Genomic DNA, 7,960 nt, shown 5'->3' with positions numbered 1-7,960 from the left:
GTTGTAGTTAAGTCCTGAACCTAAGTCGTCTATAATTTCAACTTGCCAACCGTTTTGAGCGCAAAACAGTTCGACAACTTCTTTTTGACGTTCTAAATCTTTCTTTTGGTCATGACTAGAAACACAACAATAGCCAACAGTATAGGAAAGATTCTCTTTTACTCCAAGCAACTGAGAAATTGTATAACGACGATGCCCATTAGCAGTCCGTTCTGGAATTAGTTTACCTTCAGACTCCCAACGCCTTAACGTCGATACGCTTACACCTTTCAATTTAGCGGCTTCCGATATGGTTAACTTACTCATAAAGCTATTATAGCATAAGTCATGAGTAATTTTGGATAGTATTAGTTAGGTTTTTGGTTTCTGTGATTAACCCTTGCCGTCAACTCCTCAAACAACAGTATTAACTCGCCGTCGGCGATCGAGCCATTGTTGTAAAATAATCGCCGCCGCTTCCCGATCGATCGCTCCCTTATCCCAAGAGGAAAACTGTTTTTTGGCTTTTAAGAATTCTTCCGCCTCTAGGGACGTGCAACGCTCATCAATGTATTCGAGGGGCAAATCCAAGGCGATCTCTAGTTTCTGGGCGTATTTTTGTACCTGTTTGGCCTGAAATCCTAACTCTCCCGCCATGGTATAGGGCAGTCCCGCTACCAAAATCTTAATATTTCTTTCCTTGACAATTGCCTCAAACTGTGGTAGGTCAGCAACAAAGGAAGAACGGATAATCGTGGTTAAACCGGTGGCGATTAAACCTGTGCCGTCACATCCTGCCACTCCTACCCGTTTTTTGCCGATATCTAAGCCCAAGGCGGCGACTCTTTCCATCACACTGGATGCCCCTGATCGGGGGGTTCCGAGGGCGGTTTAACTGGGGGAAGTTCTCCCGGACTGTCGAGGGAGTCTAGGGGGGGATTATTGGGCCATTTTAACCAAGACATCCGACTAGGGATGGGAGTTCGCGGCACCGGTTGTAAACCCTGCAGCATTTCTGCCAGGGCGGAATTTTCTGGCTTAGTTTCGCGGATTTTGTGCCATACCGAGCGCGACATCATCAGGGTGTGGGAACTGCGGATTGCTCCCAATTGTTCCAGATATTCCCGTCTTTCGTGCTGATAATCAGCAGATATCAACTCTAGCGAGCGAGCGGGATACTTGCGAGTGATCTGGGCCATCTGGATTAATAACTTAGGATAGAGCCAAGTGTAGGCGGGATGGACAATTAATTTCGCTTGATGGGGTCGCTCATCCCGATTAGATAGAATTAATTCAAAATAACCGATCGCCGCTTTTCGTTGCGGTTCAAAAACGTAACCGCGACTAATTTGCGGACCGCCGCACCAACCTTGACAGCGACCGAGCAAACTATCAACTAAATTGATTTTAAAATCCTGGATATGGCGATCAAATACCTGACGCAGTAGCGGCGGCATAGACACACAATCTAACTGATAGAGCAATTGAGCGTCAGCATTGCTCACAGGCAGTAAATTCGGTAAATCTGCCTCTTGTTTGCTCAATTCCTGTAATAATTGCGGCGGTAAAGACCAATAGGTTAATTCTGCCAAAGGCTGAAAACCGTGTTGCCGAAAAAGTGCCAAACTGTCCTTTTGATTGATATTAACCTCTAACACCCAGGTGCGCGCTTCCCAAACCGTTTCTAGACAATAACGCAGTAATTGCGCCCCGATGCCCTTGGGTTCGCTTAAAGACTCCCCTGGATGCACCCGCACCTGTTCCACCCGCCAAGTGCTGCGACTACTATTAAAAGGGGTGACTTGGATTGCCCCGCGAATTTTCCCTTCTTCTCCCCGATTGGCCATGGACTCAGCCACATAGACATGAAAACGGTGTTGGAGAGGATTGGGAAAAAAACTGAGAATTTTAAATAACCCAAACCAAGGCCGCACCTGCTGCACCTGGGTGCGGAAATTTTGGGCGCGACGATCAATATCCTCATCGAAGTCATCCAGGGTTAAAGCTTCAATGTCTTCCAAATCCCGATATTGTACGGGACGGATTGGGCGATCGCTAAAATCGTCCCCTTGGGGAACAGGAGAAGTGGTCATGGCTCTGGGGTAAATATCGTCTATGCACCTATCTTACAGCAGAATCTAGAGGCACTTCCCCACCAATAACAATTTCTGACGGCTCAAGGAGACTGCCACAGAAAGGACACCTCGATCGGTAGCTGGGGTTTTTTGGGCCAAATTTCCGATTATGACAATTGGATGCTACAATAACGGACGGTTAATCAGTCCGAATTTGCAGTAAAAGTCTTTGAGTCAATCTGTAGATACCACTAACACCCTAGACACTCTAGCTCAAGAACTAGCCGCCATTCAGCAGACCGGTTCTAAGCGCGTCGCCTTATTGGGTTCCCGTCACGTTCCCATCACACACCAGCAATTGATCGAAATGATGGCCTATGCCCTCGTGCTGGCGGGCAATCGGATTATGACCTCCGGGGCGACGGGAACCAATTCCGCCGTCATTAAGGGGGCAATGCGGGCAGATCCTAATCTGTTAACCGTGATCTTACCCCAAAGTCTCGATCGCCAGCCCCTGGAATCCCAAGAACAACTCCAGCAGGTTATCCATCTGGTGGAATGTCCCGAAAATGACCATCTATCCCTAGGGGAAGCCAGCAGCCTCTGTAATCGCGAGATTATCAATCGTTGTCAACAGTTAATCTGTTTTGCTTTCCACGACAGTCAGACCCTTTTGCAAACCTGCGCGGAAGCGGAAGATCAACGCAAGCTAGTTACCCTATTTTATTTTGACTAAATTCAGCGATGAATCTCTCCGTCAGTGCCATTCTTCTCTATTCGATAGTGGCTGCCGCTATCTCTGTCTATCTACCTTTTCTGCTGGTGGCTTACGCTAGAGCTAAGGTGGGTTACGATACCTCCGCTCCCCGGGCCATGTTCGACCAACTCCCAGACTACGCTAAACGAGCAACTTGGGCCCATCAAAATGGTTTTGAAACCTTTATGATCTATAGTGCTGCCGCTCTCATGGCCTACGTTACAGGAGTATCCTCATCCCTGGCCGCTGTCTGTGCGATCGCTTTCGTGATCCTCCGGCTTCTATTTTCCCTTTTTTATATCACTAATGTCCCGATCGCTCGTTCCCTGATGTTCGGTCTCGGCTCTCTCTGTACCTATACTCTCTTTGGGTTGAGTTTAATCAAGATTCAGTAGAATTCCCCAAACCAGATGCAGGAGAGTCGGAAAACGCTATAGTTCGGGAGCGGTAAAGAATTTGCTTAACCCGAACTAAAGTTAATTCTGTTACTGATAAACCGGTAATTTGGGATTATCCACTGATAACAAACCAGTTAAAAGTGAGGCGGGTTTTTGACTGTAGGGCCAGGCAAAAGCATGACGAAAAGCCGCATCTTGACAAGCTTGTAATTGTCGGAAATCGATCACGTCCAGGGTGAGTAAATTTTCGTACTCGAAGGGCAGCCGGACATTGTGTAAACCGGCATTATCGGTACAGATAGCAATATCAACCCCCGCTTCAAAACAGCGATCGAAGACTATCTTTAATTGCGATAAACTTTCAAGGGTGCCAGTTTTTAAATAGGTGGTGGGACAGACTTCTAAACATTGATGACGACGGGCAACTTCTGGCAGCAATTCTGGATATCGTAGGGGAATTTGAATACCGTGACCAATTCTTTGCAGATAGGGCAGTAATTGGGGATAACAACCGTCCTTTGTTTCGTAAAGATGGCCCGTGGTATTTAAACCCTCTTCTTGGGCATAACCGTATAAACCGGCAAATTCCTCTAGTCGAGTCTGGTAGTGGGAATCACCCCCAGCAATATCGATCGCACAGACGTATTCTCTCATCTCTAGGGCCAGATCAACGATCGCTTTGTTGACTTCGTAGGGAAGTCGCGAGTGCATACAGAGAATTTGACTGGTAATAATCGGATATTCGCTCATTTTCGAGGCTTGACCGACGATCTCGACAATCGAGCGCATTTGCTCGATTCGCTCTGTTTGGTTCAAATGTTCGTCGGTGCGATAGTAGGGAGTATAGCGCAATTCTAAATAGGCAAGATTCTCGAAGATGTAAGCACCGCGAATCAGACGATAGATAAAATAGGGCAAAGTTTGGGCGGTTTGAACACTTTCGACGAGGGTGTGTAATTCCAAATACTCATCTAAACTATTGCGTTTGCGGGTGTAAAATTCCTCAAAAGCGGGGTATTCCTGGAATTTGGCCGCTAAATCCCGCTCATGTCTGTGAAAGTAGCGCCAGAGAATTCTCGGTACTACCGATCCCCCTAAATGCCGATGCAAATCCGCGTATAAAGCCACAACTCCGCTGCTCCTTAGTCTCTCAAATGCTCCTTAAATATAACGAAGTTTTACAATTGTTTGACAATTGTTGCCAAATATTATTAGTACCTATTCGGTGATCGGTTGGGTGTTGGGGAGCGGGGAGATAGTGAACAGTCGCTAGTACAAGGCTCAGATCTGATCACTGATTCAAGGCTGAAGGCTGAGGGACACAATAAGGTCATTAAACCTAAATAAAGCTTTGCGGGATCGAGGGTGACAACATATACAATGATTGGGGTTTATCCTCAAGCAACCCTAAGCCTATGCCACGCCGTGATGACTTACAAAAAATCCTAATCTTGGGCGCTGGCCCGATTGTCATCGGACAAGCCTGTGAATTCGACTATTCGGGAACTCAAGCCTGTAAAGCTCTGCGAGAAGAAGGTTATGAGGTAATTTTAGTCAATTCTAACCCCGCCTCGATCATGACCGATCCAGAAATGGCCGATCGCACCTACATTGAACCGATTCTGCCGGAAATTGTCGAGAAAATTATCGCCAAAGAACGCCCCGATGCGATTCTACCGACTATGGGGGGTCAAACTGCCCTGAATACTGCGGTAGCTTTAGCCAAAAGCGGCGTTTTAGAAAAATATAACGTGGAACTGATCGGGGCAAAACTTCCCGCTATTGAAAAAGCCGAAGATAGGGAACTATTCAAAAAAGCAATGGAGAAAATCGGTGTTCCCGTCTGTCCTTCGGGGATTGCCAACAATTTAGAGGAGGCAAAAGCGATCGGTCATCAGATCGGTTCCTATCCTCTCATTATCCGGCCTGCCTTCACTTTAGGAGGAACCGGGGGCGGTATTGCCTATAACCAAGAAGAATTTGAACCGATGGCTCAGTATGGGCTAGATTGTTCGCCTACATCGCAAATTCTCGTCGAAAAATCCCTAATTGGCTGGAAAGAATACGAATTAGAGGTAATGCGCGATCTAGCCGATAACGTGGTGATCATCTGTTCGATCGAAAACTTTGACGCTATGGGGGTCCATACCGGCGACTCGATTACGGTTGCGCCCGCCCAAACCCTGACCGACAAAGAATACCAACGCCTCCGGGACTATTCTAAGGCAATTATTCGGGAAATTGGCGTAGAAACCGGCGGATCGAACATCCAATTCTCCGTTAATCCCACTAACGGCGACGTAATCGTCATCGAGATGAATCCCCGGGTATCCCGTTCTTCGGCCCTGGCATCAAAAGCCACGGGATTCCCGATCGCTAAATTTGCCGCTAAACTAGCGGTAGGCTACACTTTAGACGAAATTCCCAACGATATCACCAAAAAAACCCCGGCTTCCTTTGAACCGACTATCGATTACGTCGTCACCAAAATTCCTCGCTTTGCCTTCGAGAAATTCCCCGGCTCCCAACCGATTCTAACCACCCAGATGAAATCCGTCGGGGAAGCCATGGCTATCGGTCGAACTTTCCAAGAATCCTTTCAAAAAGCACTTCGCTCCCTAGAAACGGGACGTTTTGGCTTTGGTTGCGATAAAGTCGAAACTCTCCCCCCTCTCTCGGAAGTCCGGGCCGGTTTGCGGACACCTAACCCCGAACGAGTTTATAGTATCTATCATGCTTTTAAATTGGGCATGAATGGGTCGGAAATCCACGAACTAACCGGGATTGATCCCTGGTTCCTCGATAAATTGGCTGATTTGATGGAAACCGAGAAGTTTCTCAAACGAACTCCCCTGAAAAGTCTCAGCCAAGAGAACCTATTCGCTATTAAACAACAGGGTTTTAGTGATCGCCAAATCGCCTTCGCCACCAACAGCAGCGAGGACGAAGTGAGAAGTTATCGCAAGGGTTTAGGTATTGTTCCAGTCTATAAAATGGTGGACACCTGCGCGGCAGAATTTGAGGCCCTAACACCCTATTATTATTCCACCTACGAACAGGTAGAATCGGAAGTTTTACCCTCCGATAAACGCAAAGTGATGATCCTCGGTGGTGGTCCCAATCGCATCGGCCAGGGGATAGAATTTGACTACTGTTGTTGTCATGCCGCTTTTTCCCTCAGTCAAGCCGGTTTTGAGACGATTATGGTCAACTCTAACCCGGAAACTGTCTCCACCGATTACGATACCAGCGATCGCCTTTACTTTGAACCCCTGACTAAAGAGGATGTCTTAAATATCATCGAAGCGGAACAACCAGAGGGTTTAATTATTCAATTCGGTGGGCAAACTCCCTTAAAACTGGCCGTTCCCCTGCAAAAATATTTAGAATCGCCTAATTGTCCCGTAAATACCAAAATTTGGGGAACTTCACCCGATTCGATCGATGCCGCCGAAGATCGGGAACGGTTTGAAAAAATTCTCCGGCAATTAGATATCCGACAACCCCCCAACGGTATTGCCCGCAATTTCCAAGAATCCCAAGCAGTGGCTCAACGCATCGGTTATCCTGTAGTAGTACGTCCGTCCTACGTTTTAGGCGGTCGGGCGATGGAAATCGTCTATTCCGATAGCGAATTGGAACGCTATATGAAGTATGCGGTACAGATAGAACCGGATCACCCGATTTTAATCGATAAATTCCTCGAAAATGCCATCGAAGTGGATGTGGATGCTCTGTCAGATGCGACGGAAACAGTCGTTATCGGGGGATTAATGGAACATATCGAACAAGCTGGCGTACATTCGGGCGATTCTGCCTGTTCTATCCCCCATACGTCCCTGAGCGCCTCGGTTTTAACCACAATTCGACAATGGACGGTGGAACTAGCGAAAGCTTTAAAAGTAATCGGTTTGATGAATATCCAGTATGCGGTACAGGGGGAGACAGTTTATATCTTAGAAGCGAATCCCCGCGCTAGTCGTACTGTTCCCTACGTTTCCAAAGCAACGGGAGTTCCTCTGGCAAAAGTTGCCTCCCTCGTCATGTCGGGCCGAACCCTGACGGAATTGGGTATCATCAGCGAAGCAATTCCCCGTCATATTGCCGTCAAAGAAGCGGTTTTACCCTTCCAGAAGTTCCCCGGTGCTGATACTCTCCTGGGACCAGAAATGCGTTCTACAGGGGAAGTAATGGGGATTGACAGCGATTTTGGCAAAGCTTTCGCTAAAGCAGAAATGGCCGCCGGCGTGATTTTAGCCACCAGTGGGACGGTTTTCGTCTCGATGAGCGATCGCGATAAAACCCCCATGGTCCCCGTGGTTAAGGATCTGCAATCCCTCGGTTTTCGCGTCGTCGCCACTTCTGGAACTCGTAAAGTTTTGTTAGAAAACGGTTGCGAAAATATCGATTTAGTGCTAAAGATTCACGAAGGTCGTCCCCACGTTATCGATTGGATCAAAAATGACTGGATTCAGTTTATTGTCAATACTCCCAGTGGTGAAGAATCCCAAAACGATGGCCGACAAATTCGCCGTACTGCCCTCGATTATAAGTTACCAATTATCACCACTATCGCTGGGGCAAAAGCGACGGTAGCGGCCTTAAAATCCCTGCAATCCCAACCTTTAGAGGTGAAAGCTTTACAGGATTATCTCGCCTAATTTCAGTTATCAGTTATCAGTTATCAGTTATCAGTTATCAGTTATCAGTTATCAGTTATCAGTTATCAGTTATCAGTTATCAGTTATCAG

At 47.2% G+C, this 7,960-nt stretch carries 7 protein-coding genes; 3 read left to right on the top strand and 4 right to left on the bottom strand.

What is annotated here, in order from left to right:
* The 3 genes from IM509_RS23715 to IM509_RS23705 all read right to left on the bottom strand — a co-directional run.
* Window positions 1–306: MerR family DNA-binding transcriptional regulator (locus IM509_RS23715; protein WP_287717363.1), on the bottom strand; the 306-nt coding region annotated here is incomplete at its 3' end.
* Window positions 307–393: 87 nt separating this feature from the next.
* On the bottom strand, window positions 394–831 hold the full coding sequence (gene ruvX / locus IM509_RS23710) for a Holliday junction resolvase RuvX (RefSeq protein ID WP_004161525.1): 438 nt from the start codon (window positions 829–831) through the stop codon (window positions 394–396).
* Window positions 831–2,072 carry a GNAT family N-acetyltransferase gene (locus IM509_RS23705; protein ID WP_185237525.1) on the bottom strand — a complete coding sequence of 414 codons (1,242 nt, stop codon included), beginning with the start codon at window positions 2,070–2,072 and terminating at the stop codon, window positions 831–833. The genes ruvX and IM509_RS23705 overlap by 1 nt, the downstream gene beginning before the upstream one ends.
* Window positions 2,073–2,283: 211 nt before the next feature.
* Between IM509_RS23705 and IM509_RS23700 the strand changes: the two genes are divergently transcribed.
* Together IM509_RS23700 and IM509_RS23695 are read left to right on the top strand one after the other, a co-directional pair.
* Entirely contained in the window at window positions 2,284–2,790 is a 507-nt protein-coding gene (locus IM509_RS23700; RefSeq protein WP_002741066.1) for a hypothetical protein, read from the top strand.
* A gap of 8 nt (window positions 2,791–2,798) precedes the next feature.
* A complete protein-coding gene (locus IM509_RS23695) occupies window positions 2,799–3,206 on the top strand; it encodes an MAPEG family protein (protein ID WP_002763339.1) in 408 nt (135 codons plus the stop codon).
* A gap of 90 nt (window positions 3,207–3,296) precedes the next feature.
* On the opposite strand, the gene IM509_RS23690 is transcribed toward IM509_RS23695, so the two are convergent.
* On the bottom strand, window positions 3,297–4,337 hold the full coding sequence (locus IM509_RS23690; protein WP_052278038.1) for an adenosine deaminase: 1,041 nt from the start codon (window positions 4,335–4,337) through the stop codon (window positions 3,297–3,299).
* Between the two features lie 287 nt (window positions 4,338–4,624).
* Between IM509_RS23690 and carB the strand changes: the two genes are divergently transcribed.
* The gene (gene carB / locus IM509_RS23685) at window positions 4,625–7,870 is read left to right on the top strand and encodes a carbamoyl-phosphate synthase large subunit (RefSeq protein WP_185237524.1); all 3,246 of its coding nucleotides are present in this window, start codon (window positions 4,625–4,627) and stop codon (window positions 7,868–7,870) included.
* Window positions 7,871–7,960 lie beyond the last annotated feature (90 nt).

The organism is Microcystis sp. M31BS1, assembly GCF_020245285.1.
Classification (GTDB): domain Bacteria; phylum Cyanobacteriota; class Cyanobacteriia; order Cyanobacteriales; family Microcystaceae; genus Microcystis; species Microcystis panniformis.
Note: the sequence above shows the minus strand (reverse complement) of the source record. Positions and strands in the feature narration are given on the sequence as shown.